Source organism: Bradyrhizobium sp. 170 (assembly GCF_023101085.1).
Taxonomy (GTDB): Bacteria; Pseudomonadota; Alphaproteobacteria; order Rhizobiales; family Xanthobacteraceae; genus Bradyrhizobium.
In genome coordinates, this window is the sequence record NZ_CP064703.1 from 8,874,812 (window position 1) to 8,893,872 (window position 19,061).

The following is a 19,061-nucleotide window of genomic DNA, read 5'->3' on the forward strand; positions in this document are numbered from 1 at the left end:
TGGGGGGCCGCAACATGATCTTCATCGCCAATTTTCTGGTCGCGGTGGTTGCCGCGCTGCATGTGTTCTTTCTCGTGCTGGAGATGTTTCTCTGGGACAAGCCGCTGGGCCTGAAGGTCTTCCGCAACGAAATCGAGAAGGCAAGGGATTCTGCGGTGCTGGCCGCCAACCAGGGCCTGTATAACGGCTTCCTCGCCGCGGGCCTCGTCTGGGGCCTGCTCCACCCCAATCCGGGCTTCGCCTTCCAGATCAAGGTGTTCTTTCTGCTCTGCGTGATCGTGGCAGGCGCCTATGGCGCGGCGACCGTCAGCCGCCGGATCCTCTACGTGCAGGCCGCGCCCGCGGCGCTCGCTTTGGTCCTGCTCTGGCTGGCTTGAGAGGTTCACCTTTCCGTCACTGCCTTGCGTTGCCAAATCCGTTCCGCCACACTCGCTGGCAACGATGACGGCTGGCCATCCGAACCGATGACCGGACACGATCATCGGTCAACACAACGGAGGCAGCGACATGAGAAGTGGCATTCTTCATCTGCTTGCAGGCGCGGCGGTTGCGATCGCGCTATCGGCGACATCCGCAAGCGCGCAGAAGAAGTACGATACCGGCGCGAGCGACACCGAGATCAAGATCGGCCAGACCGTTCCATTCTCAGGCCCGGCGTCGGCCTATGCCGGCATCGGCAAGACGCAGGCTGCCTATATGCGGATGATCAACGAAAAGGGCGGCATCAACGGCCGCAAGGTCAACCTCATTCAGTATGACGACGCCTACTCGCCGCCGAAGGCCGTCGAGCAGGTTCGCAAGCTGGTCGAGGGCGACGAGGTGCTGCTCACCTTCCAGATTATCGGCACGCCGTCGAACGCCGCCGTCCAGAAATATCTCAATTCGAAGAAGGTGCCGCAGCTATTGGCGGCGACCGGTGCATCGAAATTCACCGACCCGAAGAACTTCCCCTGGACGATGGGCTACAATCCCAACTACCAGTCCGAGGGGCGTATCTACGGGCAGTACATTCTGAAGAACCACCCCAACGCCAAGATCGGCATCCTCTATCAGAACGACGATCTCGGCCGCGATTATGTCACCGGCCTGAAGGAAGCCCTCGGCGCCAAGGCCGCGTCGATGATCGTCGCCGAAACCTCCTATGAGCTGACCGATCCGACCATCGACTCGCAGATCGTCAAATTGAAAGCAGCCGGCGCCGACCTGCTCTACGACGCTTCGACGCCCAAATTTGCCGCCCAGGCCATCAAGAAGGTTGCCGACCTCGGCTGGAAACCGGTCCACATCCTCGACATCAATGCGAGCCCGGTCTCCGCGACGCTCAGGCCCGCTGGCCTCGATATTTCAAAGGACATCATCTCAACCAACTACGGCAAGGATCCGGGCGATCCGCAGTGGAAGGACGATGCCGGCATGAAGGCCTATTTCGCCTTCATGGACAAATATTATCCTGAAGGCGACAAGCAAAACACGGTCAACATTTACGGCTATGGGACCGCGGAGCTGTTGGTGCATATTCTGCAGCAATGCGGCGACGATCTCACCCGCGAAAACATCATGAAGCAGGCAACCAGCCTGAAGAACGTTGTTGGCAGCCTGTCGCTACCTGGCATGGTCATCAATACTTCGCCTACCGACTACCGCATCAACAAGCAGATGCAGATGATGAAATTCAACGGCGAGCGCTGGGAACTGTTCGGCCCGATCATCGAGGATGCCGGCCCGGCCGGTTAGCACCCTGCCCTGATTCAAGACAGAAGCCGCCGGCATCACCTGCGATGCCGGCGGCTCTTGTTTTGAACCCCGCAACGCCCGCGCGGGCCGTGCATCATTTTGCGGCTGGCGCACGCAATGGATTCTTTTTGAGCAGGCGGAACTCGATCCCGAAATTATCCGGGTTTTCGATGCCTTGCATTGCAACATGGCTTCCGCCACTATTGTGGCAGCGATGACGTCCGCCGGCAAAATGAAGCTCGCGGGAAGATCATCGGCTCAATCATAAAACACATGAGGAATGCAGCATTATGAGGAAGGGTATTTTCCATCTGGCGACCGGCACGGCGTTCGCGCTTGCGCTGTCGGTCTCGACGGCGTCCGCGCAGAAAAAATACGATACCGGCGCGACCGACACCGAGATCAAGATCGGTCAGACCAATCCATTCAGCGGCCCCGCCTCCTCCTATGCCACGATCGGCAAGACCCAGGCGGCCTACATCAAGATGATCAACGACCAGGGCGGCGTGAACGGCCGCAAGATCAATCTGGTCCAGTATGACGACGCCTATTCGCCGCCCAAGGCGGTCGAGCAGGTGCGCAAGCTGGTCGAGAGCGACGAGGTGCTGCTCACCTTCCAACTCCTCGGCACGCCCTCGAACGCGGCGGTGCAGAAGTATCTCAACGTCAAGAAGGTGCCGCAGCTGTTCGCCGCGACCGGCGCGTCGAAGTTCACCGACCCGAAGAATTTTCCGTGGACGATGGGCTTCAACCCCAACTACTTCGTCGAGGGGCGCATCTACGGCCAGTACATCCTGAAAGAATATCCGAACGCCAAGGTCGGAATCCTCTATCAGAACGACGACCTCGGAAAGGATTACCTGAACGGCATCAAGGCCGGCCTCGGCGACAAGGCCGCGAAGATGGTGGTGGCGGAAGCCTCCTACGAAGTCTCCGATCCGACCATCGATTCGCAAATCCTCAAGATCAAGGACGCCGGCGCGGACCTGTTCTTCTCGGCGACGACGCCGAAGCCGGCGGCGCAGGCGATCAAGAAGATCCACGAGCTCAACTGGAAGCCGGTGCACATCCTCGACATCAACGCCACCTCGGTCGGCGCCGTGATGAAGCCGGCGGGCCTCGAAGCCTCCAAGGGCGTGATCAGCGTCAACTACGGCAAGGATCCACTCGATCCGACCTGGAAGGACGACCCGGGCATGAAGAAGTATTTCGAGTTCATGGCGAAGTACTATCCGGACGGCGACAAGGATTCGAGCTTCAACTCCTACGGCTACATGACCACGCAATTGCTGATCCATGTGCTGAAGGCATGCGGCGACAATCTGACCCGCGAGAACGTGTTGAAACAGGCCACCAGCCTGAAGAACGTTCAGCTCGACCTGCTGCTGCCGGGTATCTCGGTCAACACCACGCCGGACGATTATCGCGTCAACAAGCAGTTGCAGATGATGAAGTTCAACGGCGAGCGCTGGGAAATGTTCGGCCCGATCCTCGAGGACGCAGGTCCTGCGGGCTAGGCCCGGCGACCCCATCGAAACGATCGGCGGAAAGAAGCGATCGGCGGCCCCTCGGGGCCGCCGATTTTTTTGAACGCTACTTCGGTATCTCGCCGAACGTCTTGCCGACCGGCAGCACCGCGTGCCGGATCAGGCGGGAATCCTCGACCGCGGCCTGGCGGTGCTTGACAGCTTCGCGGTAGACGGGATCGCGGATCATCTCGGCGAAGGCCGCGACATCAGGATATTCGGCGATGAAGCAGTGATCCCAGCGCTCCGCCTCGGGCCCGATCAGCATCAGTTCGAACCTGCCCTGCCAGACGATGCGGCCGCCGAGCCGCTCGAACACCGGGCCGCTTTCGCGCCCATAGGCCGCGTAGGCTTCCGCGCCGGTCGCCTTGCGGCCATCGGGATAGGCGGCCTGCGCGCGTAAGCGAACCAGATTGAGCATGTGGATGGGGCCCGGCCGGTCATTGGCCTTGAATTGCGCGAACACTTCCCTGGTCGGATCGATATGGCCCATGCGGCTTTTCCCTGAAAACGCTGTCGCAGGCGCCAATCCTAACACGCCCCGCCGCACCTCCTAATCCTGCATTAACCTTTCCGTAACCGACCCTTAAACAGCCCCCGCTAGCCTGCAGCAGGACGGGTGTGAACGGCGTTTGTCATGGCGTGGGGACGGAAAAAGAGCGGCGGACGCAGGGAACCGCTGTTTGGGCTTCCGGCAGCGCTCGCGGACTTGCGGCTTTCACCGGAGGATCGCATCCCAGCCGCCGTCGACGAAGAAAAACCAAAGAAGTCAGTGCCCAAGCGCAAGCACGAAGAGGACGACGACGAGCCGCCGCCGCGCGAGCGCAAGCCGCGCGCGGCGAGAGGCGGCGCCAGGCGGCGTGCGAAATCGCGCGGCCGGTTCAGGTTCGGCCGGCTGATCTATTGGGGCGCGGTGCTTGGCCTGTGGGCGGCGATCGCGATCATCGGCGTCGTGGTCTGGGTCGGCGCACATTTGCCCGCGATTCAGTCGCTGGAAATTCCAAAGCGTCCGCCGACGATTCAGATTGTCGGTGTTGACGGCAGCCTGATGGCCTCGCGCGGCGAAATGGCCGGCACCAATGTCGCGCTGAAGGACCTGCCGCCCTATCTACCGAAGGCCTTCATCGCCATCGAAGACCGTCGCTTCTATTCGCATTACGGCATCGACCCCGTCGGCATTGCGCGCGCCGCGGTTGCCAACGTCGTGCATCGGGGCGTGTCGCAGGGTGGCTCGACGCTGACGCAGCAGCTCGCCAAAAACCTGTTCCTGACCCAGGAACGCACGATGGCGCGCAAGCTGCAGGAAGTGGAGCTGGCGCTGTGGCTGGAGCGCAAGCACTCCAAGAACGAAATTCTCGAGCTCTATCTCAACCGCGTCTATTTCGGTTCCGGCGCTTATGGCGTCGAGGCGGCTTCGCAGCGCTATTTCGGCAAATCCGCCAAGAACGTCACGGTCGCGGAGGCCGCGATGCTGGCGGGCCTCGTCAAGTCGCCGTCGCGGCTGGCGCCGAACCGCAACCCCGAAGGCGCGGAAGCGCGCGCTCAGATCGTGCTCGCGGCGATGGCGGAGTCCAAATTCATCAGCGCCGCGCAGGCCAAGGCCTCGATCGGACATCCCTCGTACAAAGTGAAGCCGGCCGGCGCCGGCACGGTCAATTACGTCGCCGACTGGATTGGCGAGGTGCTCGACGATCTCGTCGGCCAGATCGACCAGAGCATCGTGGTCGAAACCACGATCGATCCGAAGCTGCAGAGTGTCGCGGAAGCCGCCATCATCGACGAGCTCGCCGCCAAGAGCGTGAAGTTCAACGTCACGCAGGGCGCGCTGGTGGCGATGACGCCCGAGGGCGCGGTGCGCGCGATGGTGGGCGGGCGGAACTATGCCGACAGCCAGTACAACCGCGCCGTGACGGCCAAACGCCAGCCCGGCTCGGCGTTCAAGCCGTTCATCTATCTGACGGCGATCGAAGGCGGCCTGACGCCGGAATCGATCCGCCAGGACGCGCCGCTCGACCTCAAGGGCTGGCGGCCGGAGAACTACACCCATGAATATTTCGGCGCGGTGACGCTGACACAGGCGCTGGCGATGTCGCTCAACACGGTCGCGGTGCGGGTCGGCCTCGAAGTCGGACCGAAGAACGTGGTGCGGACCGCGCACCGGCTCGGCATTTCATCAAAACTCGAGGCCAATCCCTCGATCGCGCTAGGCACCTCGGAAGTGTCCGTCATCGAGCTTGTTGGGGCCTATGCGCCGTTTGCCAATGGCGGTCTCGGCGTCTCCCCGCATGTCGTGACCAAGATCCGCACCAGTGAGGGCAAGCTGCTGTATGCGCGGCAGCCCGATCAGCTCGGCCAGGTGATCGAGCCGCGCCATGTCGCGATGATGAACACGATGATGCAGGAAACGCTCTTAAGCGGCACCGCGCGCAAGGCGGAGATTCCGGGCTGGATGGCGGCCGGCAAGACCGGCACCAGCCAGGATTTCCGCGACGCCTGGTTCATCGGCTATACGGCCAACCTCGTCACCGGCGTCTGGCTCGGCAATGACGACAATTCGCCGACCAGGAAGGCGACCGGCGGCGGCCTGCCGGTGGAAGTCTGGACCCGCTTCATGCGGTCAGCGCATCAGGGCGTTCCGGTGGCCGGTTTGCCGAACGCGCAGCGCGGCGGCTTCATGTCGAACCTGTTCCAGACCGCGTCGCAGACCAGCGCCGAGCCGCAGCCGTCGGCGCCGGTCCCACAGAGCGGCGGATACCGGCCACCGCCGGCAAGAACTTCGGCGCCGCCGCCGAATCCATCGGCGCGGCCGGAAGCCGCAGCAGGGCTCGATGGCTGGCTGGTAGATCGGCTGTTTGGAAGGTAGGGCGGCGCCAGTAGCCCGGATGGAGCGAAGCGCAATCCGGGAACAGGGTTAGCTGCATTCGAGACCGTCCCCGGGTTTCGCTTCGCTCCACCCGGGCTACGATTGAGGCCTAATCCTCGACCCCGTAACGATGCAGGTCGTTGCCGTAGGTGTCGAGCCAGCGCTTGGCGCGTTCGACATGGTCGCAGATGCGGCCGACGACGCGCCAGAATCTGGGTGAGTGATTCATCTCGACCAGATGAGCCACCTCATGGGCGGCGAGATAGTCCAGCACATAGGGAGGCGCGAGGATCAATCGCCAGGAATACGACAATGAACCGGCCGAGGTGCACGATCCCCAGCGGCTCGACTGGTCGCGGATCGACACCCGCCTGACCCGCACACCGAGATCCGCCGCGTAGGCGAGCGATGCCTTGTGCAGATCCTTGCGCGCTTCGCGCTTGAGAAAGTCGTGGACGCGCCGGTCCATGTGGTCGACGTCGCCGGCCACGCACAAAACCTTCTCGCCGCTGTCGCGGGTTTCGGTCCACACCGTGCCGCGCTCGCCTGCGCGATGCACGATCCGGTGCGGCACACCGCGCAGCGGTATGACAGTGCCGGCCTGAAACGGCGCGGCCTTCGGCAAACGGCCGAGACGGGCGGCGATCCAGCCGCCATGAAGCTGCGCAAAATCCTTGGCTTCCATGATCGTGCCGCGCGGCGGCATCGTCAGGATGGCTTCGCGGTCCGTTGGATGAATGCGCAAGGTGTAACGCCGCGCGCGGCGGTGCCGCCGCAGCCGGATCGCAAAGACTTGCGAGCCGTGCTTGACCAAAAGAGTCGCGGGTTCGGCGGGCCGCCGATAAAGGAGGGCGCGAGTAGCCATATCTTGGAGTCCGGGGAGTAGGAGTTCGCCCGGATTCTGCCATATCCGCCGCCAGGGAAATCGCATCTAAATTGCTCGGCGCAAAAACAAATCATTTGCCCAATATACAGGGGCTTGGCGGCAAATGGCCTCTAGGGGATGGGGTTGGAACCCAAAATTTTGGCTGGAACCGGGGGTCAAAAACGGCCTCAAGAAGTGAGTCTGAACTCACCCCTTGATTCGGCCGAAAACTGGAATGCTTGAATCATCTCAGCAACTTATCGGCGGCTCGGAATCGATGCCGCCGGGCACTATTCGGCTGCACGGACCAATGTCGGCTTGGTAATAGCCGCTGAAATCTTGGCATTGGCCGACGACATCATGAAATCGGAGATGCGCGGCACGATTTCGGAACGGAATCGCGAACCGTTGAACACACCGTAATGTCCAACGCCCTTTTGCACGTAATGCACGCGGCGATGATCGGGAATATGCGGGCACAATGCGTGCGTCGCTTCGGTCTGGCCGAGCCCGGAGATGTCGTCTTTCTCGCCTTCCACCGTCATCAGCGCCACGCGCCGGATTTGCGACGGATCGACCAGCTTGCCGCGATGGGTCATCTCGCCCTTGGGCAGCGCGTGCTTGACGAAAACGAGGTCGACGGTCTGCAGGTAATACTCCGCCGTCAGATCCATCACCGCGAGATACTCGTCATAGAATTCGCGGTGCTTGTCGACCATGTCGCCGTCGCCCTTCACCAGATTGTTGAACAGCGACTTGTGCGCGTCGGTATGGCGATCGAGGTTCATGGTGATGAAGCCCGAGAGCTGCAGAAAGCCCGGATAGACGTCGCGCATCACGCCGGGATGCGGGAACGGCACCTTGGTAATGACATGGTTGCGGAACCATTCGATGCCGCGCTCGGCCGCGAGGTTGTTCACCGAGGTCGGATTGCGGCGGGTATCGATCGGGCCGCCCATCAGCGTCATCGACAGCGGCACGAAGGGATCGCGCGCGGCTTCCATCACGGACACCGCCGCCACCACGGGCACCGAAGGCTGGCACACCGCGATCACATGCATGTTGCCGCCGAGCACGTGCAGCATCTCGATGATGTAATCGACGTAGTCATCGAGATCGAAGCGGCCCTCGGTGAGAGGAACCATCCGCGCGTCGGACCAGTCGGTGATGTAGACTTCATGCGTCGGCAGGAACGCCTCGACCGTCCCGCGCAACAGCGTCGCGTAATGGCCGGACATCGGCGCCACGATCAGCACGCGCGGATGCGGGCTGCGCAGCGGCCGGGTCAGCTTGCGATCGAAATGCAGCAGACGGCAGAACGGCTTTTCCCAGATCGAGCGGACTTCGACCGGCGTACGGACGCCGTTGACTTCGGTGGTGTCGAGACCCCATTCGGGCTTGCCGTAACGGCGGGTGGTGCGTTCGAACAATTCGCAGGCCGCGGCGATCGATTTGCCGAACTGCGTGTGCGACCAGGGATTAAGCGGGTTTTGAAACAGGATCTTGGTGGCGTCGGTCACGGCACGTGCCGGATTGAGCGACGCGTGGCCCAATTCGTACATCCAGTACATCGGCGTCGTAAGCGCCGGACTGCCTTCGGCCACCAGGGGCGGTGCGCCGCCAAACTCACCAATCGGCATTTTATTTCTGACCTCTGTTTGCGCCGCAGCATAGTGCAGAATGCGTAATATTGCGTCAATGGACCGATTAGTTATGTCCACGCGCCAAAAGGCGTAGGGACCCCGGAAAAACACGGGAAACTGTGACTTATTCGCCACCCCCGAGCAAAGATCCGTGATGTTTGGCACTGCGCAAGAGGGCCAAGAAGATCGCAAAGGAGGCAACGAACAGCACCGCGTTGATACCAAGCGACCAGACCATCAGGTCGGCCCTGAAGACATGATCGATCAGGAGCGCGCGCATGCCCTCGAACACATAGGTCGGCGGCAGCGTCCAGGCGATATATTGCAGCCAGCCGGGTAGCACCGCGGCCGGATAATAGATGCAGGCGAGCGGCATCAGGCCGAACATCAGCGTCCAGACGATGCTCTCGGCGCCGAGCCCGTTGCGCAGCACCAGGCCGGACACGAAAATTCCGACCGACCAGCTCGTGAAAATCAGGTTGCAGAAGAATGCGATCAGCGGCAGGCCGATCGCGAAGAAATTGAAATCGAAGAAGAACAGCGCCAGCAGCGTCATCGGGATGACGCCGATCGCAAGCCGGATCAGGCTCATGATCATCAGCGAGATCAGGAATTCGATCGGCTTCAGCGGGCTCATCATCAGGTTGCCGAGGTTGCGCGCCCACATCTCCTCGAGGAACGAGATCGAAAAGCCGAGCTGGCCGCGGAACAGGATGTCCCACAGGATCACCGCGCCGATCAGCGTGCCGCCGGCACGCGCAAAGAAATTGTCGTTCTGCGAAATGTAGTTCTGCAGAAAGCCCCAGGTGATGATCTGCAGCGCCGGCCAGTAGATCAGTTCCAGGAGCCGCGGCCACGACGACATCAGGAGATACCAATAACGCAGCACCATCGCCTGGATGCGATGCCAGGAAATTCCATGACGGGTGACGACGTCGTTCATGGCGTCCCCTCCGCCACCCGCCCGCGCGCGACATCGAGGAACACTTCTTCCAGCGTGTTGCGGTTGTAGCGCGCCATGATCTGGTCGGGACTGTCGTCATCCTCGATGCGGCCGCGCTTCATGATGATGACGCGGTCGCACAGCCGCTCCACTTCCAGCATGTTGTGCGACGCCAGCAGGATGGTGGCGTCATGGGTCTTGCGGAAATCCTGCAAATGCTGCCGCACCCAGTCGGCGGTATCCGGGTCGAGCGAGGCCGTCGGCTCGTCGAGCAACAGCAGCTCCGGCTGGTTGATCAGCGCCTTCGCCAGCGCGACGCGGGTCTTCTGCCCGGCCGAGAGTTTACCGTTGGCGCGATCGAGGAAATCCTTGAGATCGAGGTCGGAGGCGAGCTGTTCGATGCGCTCGGCGAGATTCTTCACCGCATAGAGCCGGCCGAAGATGGTGAGGTTCTGCCGCACCGTGAGCCGCATCGGCATGTCGACATAGGGGCTCTCGAAATTCATCCGGCCGAGCACCTCGGCGCTTTGCTCCGGCATCGCATGACCGAGCACCTGGACCCGCCCCGAGGTCGGCAGCACCAGCCCCATGATCATCGCGATCGTCGTGGTCTTGCCGGCGCCGTTGCCGCCGAGCAGGCCGGTGATGCTGCCCCGCGCGATCCGGAACGACACGTCATCCACCGCACGGGTGGTCTTGTAGAGTTTTATGAGATGCGCGACGTCGATCGCGGCGGAGCTTTCCGGCCCGGCCGCGGGCGATTGCGCTGGCGCTGTCTCACTATTGTCCATGACTGCCCGTTCATTGGGCCATCATGGCTGATAGTGCAAGGGAAGCCGTCATGCCCGGGCTTGTGCTCCGGACGGCTATGCCCGGCCATGACGGAGAAAGCGAACCTGACCGCGCGAATTTGTGATCGCACGCCCGCGCGGCTAAACTCCCGAAATGTCCGACGTCGCCGCCTCCGATTTCCGCCTTCCGCACCGCTATGTCCGTCTCGATACGATCCTGCGGCTGCGCTGGCTGGCAGCACTCGGCCAGCTCACCGCGATCTTCATCGTGGCGCATGGGCTGGAATTCGCCTTTCCCGTCATTGCCTGCGTCGCCATCGTCGGCGTCTCGGCGCTGCTCAATCTCGCGCTGCAGGTTGCCTTCAATCCGATGCAGCGGCTGGAACCTGGCTATGCGGCGGCGCTGCTCGCACTCAACATCGTCGAATTGGCCGCGTTGCTGTTCCTGACCGGAGGGTTGCAGAATCCGTTTTCGTTTCTGTTCCTCGGCCCGGTCCTGATCTCGGCGACGGTGCTGCCGATCCGGATGACGGTCGGGCTCGGCCTGCTCGCGGTCGCCTGCGCTTCGGCGCTGGTGTTCTTCCACCTGCCACTCCCGTGGGACAGCGAAGATCCGCTGGTGCTGCCGCCGATCTATCTGTTCGGGGTCTGGCTCTCGATCGTGCTCGCGATCGGCGTCACCAGCCTCTATGCGTTCCAGGCGACCGAGGAGGCGCGGAAGCTTTCCGATGCGCTGGCCGCGACCGAGCTGGTGCTGACGCGCGAGCAGCATCTGACCCAGCTCGACGGCCTTGCGGCTGCCGCCGCGCACGAACTCGGCACGCCGCTCTCGACCATCTTCCTGATTTCGCGGGAGCTGGAAAAGACGGTCGACGGCAACGACTCGTTGGCGTCGGATCTCAAAACCCTGCGCGAGCAGGCACAGCGCTGCCGGGACATCCTGGCCAAGATCACCCAGCTTTCCTCCTCCGGCGCGCCGTTCGACCTCATGCCGCTGTCGACGCTGATCGAGGAAGCGGTGGCGCCGCATCGCGATTTCGACGTGGCGATCAAGGTGCGGCTAGCTGTCGCAGCCACGCGCGAGCCGGTCGTCGCCCGGAACCCGGCCATCCTCTACGGCGTCGGCAACATCCTTGAAAATGCCGTCGATTTCGCCCGGACGACCGTGGAGGTGAACGCCTGGTGGAACGCCGATACGGTCGAAATCGTCATTTCCGACGACGGCCCCGGCATCGCGCCCGATATGCTGAAACGGATCGGGGAACCCTATTTATCAAGGCGCCGCAGCGCCGATGAGGCCCACGGCGAACGCGCCGGCCTCGGCCTTGGCGTGTTCATCGCCCGCACACTGCTGGAACGGACCGGCGCCAAGGTTTCGTTCTCCAACCGGACCTTTCCCGATCACGGCGCCGTGGTGCAGATCGCCTGGCCGCGCGCCCGTTTCGAGGCCGAGGAAAGTCCTGTAGGCCCAGCGGATTAGGCGAAAGCGAGCCGATCGATTTTTGTGGGGCCTTGGCAGTGCAAAACTGCCGCGCCATATGCTCTATATGATGCCCTGCATCCGCAACCCCGGGGGAACCCGACTTTGAACGCCATCGCCGAACTGAACGATCTCGCCGACCGCTCGCTGCTGATCGTCGAGGACGACAAGCCGTTTCTCGAGCGCCTGTCGCGCGCGATGGAAACCCGCGGCTTCGCGGTGACATCCTGCGACACCGTGTCCGACGGGCTGGCGCAGATCAACAAGGCCGCGCCGGCCTTCGCGGTGGTGGACCTGCGGCTCGGCGACGGCAACGGGCTCGATGTGGTGTCGGCGCTGAAGCGCAAGCGCCCCGACGCGCGCACCATCGTGCTGACCGGCTACGGCAACATCGCAACCGCCGTCACGGCGGTGAAGATGGGCGCGGTGGATTATCTCTCGAAGCCCGCCGACGCCGACGACGTCGTCGCAGCGTTGCTCGCCAGCGGCACCGAGAAATCCGAGCTGCCGTCAAATCCGATGTCGGCGGATCGCGTGCGCTGGGAACACATCCAGCGCATCTACGAGATGTGCAATCGCAACGTCTCGGAGACGGCGCGGCGGCTCAACATGCACCGCCGTACCTTGCAGCGGATTCTCGCCAAGCGCGCGCCGCGATAGCATCCCGTCGTAGTTTCGTAGGGTGGGCAAAGCGCAGCGTGCCCACCACCTGTCCGCGACCGTTGTCTTGAATGGTGGGCACGCTTCGCTTTGCCCACCCTACGGCACCGTCTCTCAAAACTCCGCGTGCCCCTGCGGATCGACCAGGCGGTTGATCCGCTGCGCTGCCGCCATCGCAAAACGCACGGTCATCGATTTGCGCGTGGCCGCCGGCAGGCGATGCTCCGGGGCCTCGCAATGCAGGTGCGCGCCGTAGGCATCGGCGATGATCAGGCCGGTATCTTGCGGAAAGATCTCGCAAGGCAGGTCCTGCGTGAAGGCGAAGAACAGTCGGTCGCAATGCATCCGGTAGTCCTGCCATTTCTGATCGGCGCGCAGGTCTTCCACCGATGACTTGATCTCGACGATCCAGATTTCGCCCTTGTCGTTCAGCGCCACCAGATCGGCGCGACGCCCGGACGGCAGCGGCAATTCGCTGATGCAGGAGAACCCCAGCGATCGCAACAGCCGCGCGGTGCCGCGTGCGATTGCGAGCGCCGTCTCCGACTGGCGGCGGTCTAGCGGCGGCACGAGGCTGATCTGGCGCGCTGATGATTCCATGGTCGTGAACCCTATCCGATTTCACGACGACCACCCAGCAGCGATGCCAAGTCCGGCGCAAAGCCGGCCACAAATTTGTCCGTAGCCCGCCCCTTTTGGACCTCAGCGCACCGTGAAGCCGGGGAACCTTGGCTTTGAGGGACAAAACACTGGAGGAGATTCAACGATGCCGCGCATCGCTACATCAGCTTTTGCCCTCGCCTTCACGGCCCTATCGCTGTCCGCCGGCCCGTCGCCAGCCCTTGCAAAACCCGCCGTCGAAGTCGCCTTTGTGCTCGACACCACCGGCTCGATGGGCGGCCTGCTCGAAGGCGCCAAGCGCAAGATCTGGTCGATCGCGACCGCGATCGTCGATTCCAACCCCGACGCCGACATCCGCATGGGCCTCGTCGCCTATCGCGACATCGGCGACGACTACGTCACGAAAAAGGTCGAACTCACCACCGACATCCAGGATCTCTATGCCAACCTTCTCGAACTGAAGGCCCGCGGCGGCGGCGACTGGCCGGAGAGCGTCAACGAGGCGCTCGATGTGGCCGTCAACAAGCTGCAATGGACCTCCGGCGGCGACACCAGGCGGATCGTGTTCCTGGTCGGCGACGCGCCGCCGCACATGGATTACGCGCAGGACACCAAGTATCCGCGCACGCTTTCGGTGGCGCGGCAGAGGGACATCATCGTCAACGCGGTGCTGGCCGGCGATGCCCGCGATACCGAGCGGGTGTGGCGCGACATCGCCCAGAACGGCAACGGCCGCTTCATCCCGATCCCGCAGGACGGCGGCCAGGTCGTCATCATCGAAACGCCTTACGACGAGGAGATCATCATCCTGCAGCGGGAGATCAACGGCACCGTGATCCCTTACGGACCGAAACACCTGCAGAAGCGCACCGAGGGCAAGACCAAGCAATTGTCCGAGGTCGCCGCCGCCGCGCCGGCGCAGGCCTCGGAGATGGCGAGCTACCTCAACAAGCGCTCGAAAGTGACTTCGGAGGCCGTCACCGGCGATGGTGACCTCGTCGCCGACGTAACCGCTGGCCGCAGCAGATTTTCCACCATCAAGGAGGAAGAGCTGCCCGACAATCTGCGCGCGTTGAAGCCTGAGCAGCGGATGGACGAGGTCAACAAGCAGATGGGCCAGCGCAAGGCGCTCAACGAAAAGCTGTCGGCGCTGGTGGCCAAGCGCGACAAATACGTCGCCGACCAGCGCAGCAAGGCGCCGCCGAAAGCGTCATCGTTCGACCGTGTGGTCGAGGATACGCTGAAGGCGCAGATCAAGCGGTGAGTTTGTTGACGTAACGAACTCCCTCAACGAGTCGTCCCCGCGAACGCGGGGACCCATAACCACCGGTGCTTGTTGTTACGCCAGGCTGAAGCTACAGCCTTCGCCTAACACACGCCCGGGGTTATGGGTCCCGGCTCGCGCTTCGCTCGGCCGGGACGACGAGAGTTTGTTGCCGGAACGCCCGATCCGCTCAGGCGTGCCGGCCCATGGCGAGCTGATAGATCGTAATAATCACCTCGAACAGGATCAGGAGCACGATAATCACTTCGAGCCGCAGCGAGCGCCGGGTGTCGATGATATCGGTCAGCACCTGCGCGCTCTCGGCGATCACGGCGAGCTTGCCGTTCAGCGATTCCGCACGCTCCTTGAGCTCATACTCGTCCTCCAGCCGGGCATACAGTCGTTCCAGATGCGGCTTGTCCCAGAGCACGTCGGGCTTTTCTTCCACTTCGACCGGCCCCGACACACGGTGCCGCACCAGCAGCGCGCCGCCGATGTTTTTCAGGATCGAGCGACGGCTGCCGCGCATACGCCCGCTCTGCGCCAGTTCCCGCGCGACCGGTTCGGTCGTATCAAAGACGCTGGCAACCTCGCGTTCATGCCGGGCCAGGACGACGCTCTTCGCCAGTGCCTCGCAAATCAGGATCAGCCGGTCAGGCGACAGGCTTTGCAGGCAGATCGGGCCGCCGGGTGCAATCTGGTCCTCCTTTTCCGGGGCCAGCTCGATGATTGCGATTTCCTCGTCGCGCCGCGCAAACTTCCCCGTCATGCGGTGGTCCAGGCCGCGGAGGAATTCCTCCTCTTCCAGCGCATTCAGCCCGATCAGGACCACCACGCCATAGCGAAAGAGAACCGCGACGCCGTTTTCATTGACGCGAAACGCCAGCGGTGTCGTCGCCAGCACGTCGCCGCGCTCGAGGCCCGACGTATTGAGGCGATCGCTACAAAAAACGCCCGCGCCGTCGTTCGGGTCCCGCCGAGCGGCGATTTGGAGACTTGGTTCATGACGTTCATGACCTGCGCATCCCGGCCGAAATCGCGGTCCGCGCCGATGCGATTTCCGTCTTTCGCCACTAGATATTCCTTCCGTGCAAATCCTACCACGGACTGAAACGGACCCCATGCCGGTTCCCGTCCGTGTTGACCCCTTTTCAAGGTAGAATATGGTGCCCCGCCATGGATGACAAAACCGAGACCCAGGCCAAGGCCGGCGCGATGATCGTGCCGGTGACGCTGTTCGAGCAGAACTGCACCATCATCTGGCACGAGCCTTCCAAGAAGGCCGTGGTGATCGACCCCGGCGGGGACGTTCCCAAGATCATGGAGGCGATCAAGCAGACCGGTGTGATGGTCGAGAAGATCTGGCTCACCCACGGCCATATCGACCATGTCGGCGGTGCCGCTGATTTGCGCGACGCGCTGCAGGTGAAGATCGAGGGCCCGCATATCGCCGACAAATACCTGCTCGACAATGTCGTGAGCAGCGGCGAGCGCTTCGGCATGACTGGCGTGCGCAATTTCGGGCCCGACCGCTGGCTCGACGAAGGCGATTCTGTCTCGATCGGCGAATTGACCTTCGACATCCTGCACTGCCCCGGCCATTCACCGGGCAGCGTGGTGTTCTTCAACAAGGAATTGCGCTTCGCCCATGTCGGCGACGTGCTGTTCAACGGCTCGGTCGGACGCACCGACCTGCCCGGCGGCAACCACGCCACGCTGATCAGTTCGATCAAGGAAAAACTGCTGCCGCTCGGCGACGATGTCGGCTTCATCTGCGGCCATGGCGCGGGCTCCAGCATCGGTCAGGAGCGCCTGACCAATCCGTTCATCACCGGCGAGATCGGAATTTAATTCCGCAGGGGCTGAAGGCCCGGCGCGGCTATTTCATCAGTCCCACAGCCGTCAGCGCGCGGGTGATGGCGGCGCCGACATCGATGCCACGGCGCTTCGGTCCGCGCGGCGCTGGCTTGGGTTGACGAACCGGCTTGTGGGACCTCGACCACAGCGTGGCGGCAACGTCGGACGACTGCATGGATTCCGTGGCAGCGGATGGAATGACCTTCGATGCCGGCGCCGGCTTGGCCGCATCGCTGGCCGGGCTGACGCGATCGGTGAGGCCGAAGAAATCAGCGATGTGATAGGATGAGGAAATTCCTGCCTCGATCAGGAACGCACCTTCCGCACCATAGGGCTCGTCATTGCCGGCAAGGCCGAGCGGCGTGCCATGGGCCATGTCGGTGATGGTGTAGGACTCGACGACGGTCTGCCCGTCGGCGTTCCACCAGACCTCGCGCGGATGGCCGTCGACGTCGCCGGTCGACATCGGCGCTGACGGCAGGCCGTGAACGTCGAGCCATTGCTTGACGATTTCGTTGGCGTTGCCGGGGTTCACCGTGCGATCGGCGCTGCCGTGCCACACCGACACTTTCGGCCACGGGCCCTTGTGCTTGGAGGCCTTGCGGACGAGATCGCCCAATTTGCCGGCGGGGCGCGACGTCGACTGCATCATGCCGCCGAGCGCTTCCCGAACATTGCCGGCGATGCCGTAGGGGAGCCCGGCGATGACGGCGCCGCCCGCGAACACTTCCGGATAGACAGCCAGCATCACCGACGTCATCGCGCCGCCGGCGGAAAGGCCGGTCACATAGATGCGGTGGGAATCGATTTTGTGATCGGTGACCATCCGCGCGACCATCTGCCGGATCGACGCGGCCTCGCCGCGGCCGCACGCGATGTCGCCCGGATTGAACCAGTTGAAACAGGTGTTGGCGTTATTGGAGCCCTGCTGTTCGGGCATCAGCAACGCAAAGCCATAGCGCTTGGCGAGCGTCGACCAGCCGGCGCCAAAGTCATAGCCCGCTGCGGTCTGGCCGCAGCCGTGCAGGACGACGACGAGCGCGGACGCGCGCGGCAACTGCTCCGGCACATAGGCGAACATCTTTAGCGCGCCGGGATTGGTGCCGAATCCTGAGATTTCGACGAGCGGACTCTGCCCCGCCGCCGAAGCGGTTCGGCCATAGATTCCCAAGCCATTGAACCCGTTCAGCTTCGGGAAATGGCGCAAGAATTCGACGTTCTTCGCAAGCGACAAGATGGCTCCTGGGGCGATTGTTCTTGGATCAACGTTACCCAGAACAGATAGTTGTTGCACTGCAAAATAAAAAGGCCGTGCACTGTCATTCCCCACAATCAAATTTTTGCAGATGACGTTAATTTGTCATCCCGTGACCCGACGCATCCATGTCAGGAATGCGGCGCAGGCGATAATCGACAACGCAAACAGCGTGCACGCGGCAAGCAGCGCCAGCCGGCTCAGTTGATTCGATTCCACCGCAAAGAACACCGCGCCGATCGCCGCAACGCCCGCGGCGTTCGCAATCTGCGCCGTCGTGCCGTAGATGCCGGAGGCTGCGCCGGCGCTGACGGGCCTCACAGTAGAGAGCACGCCGCTCGACAACGGCGCCATGACGAGCCCCTGGCCGTAGCCGAAGATCGTCAGCACCAGGGCAAGAGCCATCGCGGACGGCGTATCGATCCATTCGATCGCCATCACCAACGCCGCAAGGCCGGCAATCTGCACTGCGCAGCCCTCGACCAGCACCCGCATGCCGCGACGTTTGGCGCGTGCGCCACTATGGCGCGAAGCGATCACGAAGGTCAGCGCCAGCGGCAGGAAGACGAGCCCGGCCTGCAGCGGCGGAATCTGCAGCCCCTTCTGCATGTACATCGTCATGACCAGATAGAACGACAGATTGGCGAAGAAGAAAAAGAACACCGCCGCAAGCCCGCGCATGAACGCCGCATCCGATAGCAGCGCGAGATCGATCAGCGGCATGCCGCCGCGGCGGGCAACCGTGCGCTCCAGCCCCAGGAACGCGGCGACAATGCCGACGCCTGCGGCCATCACCAGCCACGTCAGGGGCGACCAGTGCAGGTCGTGGCCGAACAGCAACGGGCCGATCAGGCACAGCAGGCCGAAAAACAGCACGATCGCACCCGGAATATCCAGCCGCGTGCCGGCCCGGCGCTGAAAGCTCGGCATGATTTTCCAGGCCGCGGCGATGATGACAGCTCCGAAGGGCACATTGACGAAGAACACCGCACGCCAGCCGAGCCCCGCCAGATCAAGCGTGACCAGGATGCCGCCGAGCAGGAAGCCTGCCGCGCCGGCGAGGCCGAGCACGATGCCGTAAATGCCGAAGGCGCGGGCTCGCGAGGCATCCGCAAACAGCAAATGAAGGGTGGCAAGCACCTGCGGCACCATCAGCGCCGCGGTCGCGCCCTGCGCCAGCCGCGCTGCGATCAGTTCAGGGCCGGATTGCGCCAGGGCGCACCACAGCGAGGTGACGGTGAAGCCCGCGACGCCCGATATGAAGACATTGCGCGCGCCGTAGATATCGCCGAGCCGGCCGCCGGTGACGACCAGCGTGGCATAGGCGATCAGATAGATCGCGATCACAGCCTCGATCTGCGCCGCGCTCGCGTGCAGTTCGGCCGCGATCGTCGGGATCGCGACGTTGACGATGAAGGCGTCGACCCCGAACATGAACTGCGCTGCAACGACCGTCGCAAGCACCCACCAGCGGCGCGATGTATCGAGGGGGGCTGAAACGATCTGATGCATGGGCACGGGCCTTGTCCGGAAATCGATGCGCCGGATGATCTCAGGCT

Annotated in this window: 16 protein-coding genes and 1 pseudogene; 8 read left to right on the top strand and 9 right to left on the bottom strand. The window is 63.0% G+C overall.

From position 1 onward, the window contains the following. Positions 1-14: 14 nt before the first annotated feature. The 3 genes from IVB05_RS41900 to IVB05_RS41910 all read left to right on the top strand — a co-directional run bounded on the left by IVB05_RS41900 (position 15) and on the right by IVB05_RS41910 (position 3,251). Positions 15-377, top strand: coding sequence for a DUF1304 domain-containing protein (locus IVB05_RS41900; RefSeq protein ID WP_247782025.1), 363 nt, complete (start codon positions 15-17; stop codon positions 375-377). 130 nt (positions 378-507) lie between these two features. Next, the gene (locus tag IVB05_RS41905) at positions 508-1,734 is read left to right on the top strand and encodes an ABC transporter substrate-binding protein (RefSeq protein ID WP_247782026.1); all 1,227 of its coding nucleotides are present in this window, start codon (positions 508-510) and stop codon (positions 1,732-1,734) included. Positions 1,735-2,024: 290 nt separating this feature from the next. Next, entirely contained in the window at positions 2,025-3,251 is a 1,227-nt protein-coding gene (locus IVB05_RS41910) for an ABC transporter substrate-binding protein (RefSeq protein ID WP_247782027.1), read from the top strand. 76 nt (positions 3,252-3,327) lie between these two features. Here IVB05_RS41910 and IVB05_RS41915 read toward each other — a convergent pair whose 3' ends face one another. After that, entirely contained in the window at positions 3,328-3,753 is a 426-nt protein-coding gene (locus tag IVB05_RS41915; RefSeq protein ID WP_247782028.1) for a DUF1330 domain-containing protein, read from the bottom strand. Between the two features lie 144 nt (positions 3,754-3,897). Between IVB05_RS41915 and IVB05_RS41920 the strand changes: the two genes are divergently transcribed. After that, the gene (locus tag IVB05_RS41920; protein ID WP_247782029.1) at positions 3,898-6,123 is read left to right on the top strand and encodes a penicillin-binding protein 1A; all 2,226 of its coding nucleotides are present in this window, start codon (positions 3,898-3,900) and stop codon (positions 6,121-6,123) included. A 109-nt stretch (positions 6,124-6,232) separates the two neighbouring features. Here IVB05_RS41920 and IVB05_RS41925 read toward each other — a convergent pair. The 4 genes and pseudogenes from IVB05_RS41925 to IVB05_RS41940 form a co-directional block, all read right to left on the bottom strand. Further along, positions 6,233-7,083 (bottom strand): annotated as a pseudogene (locus tag IVB05_RS41925) (SprT family zinc-dependent metalloprotease). Between the two features lie 195 nt (positions 7,084-7,278). After that, entirely contained in the window at positions 7,279-8,628 is a 1,350-nt protein-coding gene (gene phaZ, locus IVB05_RS41930) for a polyhydroxyalkanoate depolymerase (RefSeq protein ID WP_247782030.1), read from the bottom strand. Between the two features lie 127 nt (positions 8,629-8,755). Continuing rightward, positions 8,756-9,574, bottom strand: coding sequence for an ABC transporter permease (locus tag IVB05_RS41935; protein WP_247782031.1), 819 nt, complete (start codon positions 9,572-9,574; stop codon positions 8,756-8,758). Then, the gene (locus IVB05_RS41940) at positions 9,571-10,365 is read right to left on the bottom strand and encodes an ABC transporter ATP-binding protein (RefSeq protein ID WP_247782032.1); all 795 of its coding nucleotides are present in this window, start codon (positions 10,363-10,365) and stop codon (positions 9,571-9,573) included. Before IVB05_RS41940 ends, IVB05_RS41935 begins: the two co-directional genes overlap by 4 nt. 154 nt (positions 10,366-10,519) lie before the next feature. Here IVB05_RS41940 and IVB05_RS41945 point away from each other — a divergent pair, with 154 nt between their 5' ends. Further along, the gene (locus tag IVB05_RS41945; protein ID WP_247782033.1) at positions 10,520-11,845 is read left to right on the top strand and encodes an ActS/PrrB/RegB family redox-sensitive histidine kinase; all 1,326 of its coding nucleotides are present in this window, start codon (positions 10,520-10,522) and stop codon (positions 11,843-11,845) included. Between the two features lie 105 nt (positions 11,846-11,950). After that, the gene (locus IVB05_RS41950) at positions 11,951-12,505 is read left to right on the top strand and encodes an ActR/PrrA/RegA family redox response regulator transcription factor (protein ID WP_057852373.1); all 555 of its coding nucleotides are present in this window, start codon (positions 11,951-11,953) and stop codon (positions 12,503-12,505) included. Positions 12,506-12,619: 114 nt separating this feature from the next. Here IVB05_RS41950 and IVB05_RS41955 read toward each other — a convergent pair whose 3' ends face one another. After that, positions 12,620-13,105: an MmcB family DNA repair protein gene (locus IVB05_RS41955; protein WP_247782034.1), complete on the bottom strand. Its 486-nt coding sequence runs from the start codon at positions 13,103-13,105 to the stop codon at positions 12,620-12,622. A 166-nt stretch (positions 13,106-13,271) separates the two neighbouring features. On the opposite strand from IVB05_RS41955, the gene IVB05_RS41960 reads away from it, so the two are divergent. Continuing rightward, on the top strand, positions 13,272-14,390 hold the full coding sequence (locus tag IVB05_RS41960) for a vWA domain-containing protein (protein WP_247782035.1): 1,119 nt from the start codon (positions 13,272-13,274) through the stop codon (positions 14,388-14,390). A gap of 190 nt (positions 14,391-14,580) precedes the next feature. On the opposite strand, the gene IVB05_RS41965 is transcribed toward IVB05_RS41960, so the two are convergent. Further along, positions 14,581-15,225, bottom strand: coding sequence for an RMD1 family protein (locus IVB05_RS41965; protein ID WP_346771813.1), 645 nt, complete (start codon positions 15,223-15,225; stop codon positions 14,581-14,583). Positions 15,226-15,566: 341 nt separating this feature from the next. Between IVB05_RS41965 and IVB05_RS41970 the strand changes: the two genes are divergently transcribed. After that, positions 15,567-16,241, top strand: a complete 675-nt coding sequence (locus IVB05_RS41970) for an MBL fold metallo-hydrolase (protein WP_247782036.1) — start codon at positions 15,567-15,569, stop codon at positions 16,239-16,241. 28 nt (positions 16,242-16,269) lie between these two features. Here the strand turns inward: IVB05_RS41970 and IVB05_RS41975 are convergent, their stop codons facing one another. Further along, entirely contained in the window at positions 16,270-17,481 is a 1,212-nt protein-coding gene (locus IVB05_RS41975) for a PHB depolymerase family esterase (protein ID WP_247782037.1), read from the bottom strand. A gap of 126 nt (positions 17,482-17,607) precedes the next feature. Next, positions 17,608-19,014, bottom strand: a complete 1,407-nt coding sequence (locus IVB05_RS41980) for an MFS transporter (RefSeq protein WP_247787379.1) — start codon at positions 19,012-19,014, stop codon at positions 17,608-17,610. Positions 19,015-19,061: the final 47 nt, after the last annotated feature.